At 48.9% G+C, this 753-nt stretch carries 1 protein-coding gene; it reads left to right on the top strand.

The window, feature by feature from the left end; genetic code table 11:
• The coding region (locus tag R7P74_RS26130) for a pyridoxal-phosphate dependent enzyme (protein WP_318123554.1) at nt 1–753 on the top strand (753 nt) is incomplete at both ends.

The raw sequence follows: 753 nt of genomic DNA, 5'->3' as shown, positions 1-753 counted from the left end.
GCTTGATCAAGTCAGTATGTTTGCTGATGGCGTGGCCGTAAAACGCATCGGTGAAGAGACATTCCGCCTATGCCAGAAATACATTGATGGCCATGTGGCGGTTTCGAGCGATGAAATCTGCGCAGCCGTAAAAGACATTTTTGAGGATACTCGCGCGATTGCTGAACCATCCGGGGCGCTTGCGCTTGCTGGCTTGAAGAAGTTTGTTGAGCAAAACCAACTGGAAAACAAAAACCTTGCCACGGTGCTGTCTGGCGCGAATACCAACTTCCATGGTTTACGTTATGTTTCAGAGCGTTGTGAATTAGGTGAGAAGCGTGAAGGTCTATTGGCCGTGACAATTCCAGAACGCCAAGGCGCTTTCTTTGAATTCTGTAATCTGATTGGCGGCCGCGCTGTCACCGAGTTTAACTACCGTTATAACGATGATGAACTGGCGAATATCTTTGTTGGTGTACGCCTGCAAGGCGGTCAGGAAGAGCTGGATAACATCATTCGCGATCTACGCGAAGGTGGCTACCCAGTCGTTGATTTGTCCGACGATGAAATGGCCAAACTGCACATTCGTTACATGATCGGTGGCAAGCCCTCTAAACAGCTGAAAGAGCGTCTCTATAGCTTTGAATTTCCTGAGTATCCAGGCGCACTATTGAAGTTCTTAAGCACGCTTGGCACCCATTGGAACATCAGCCTATTCAACTACCGTAACCACGGCGCTGACTACGGACGCGTTCTATGTGGTTTCGAGTTAGA

Source organism: Vibrio sp. 2033 (assembly GCF_033339735.1).
The sequence above is the reverse complement of the archived record's forward strand: the minus strand, read 5'-3'. Positions and strand labels throughout refer to the sequence as shown.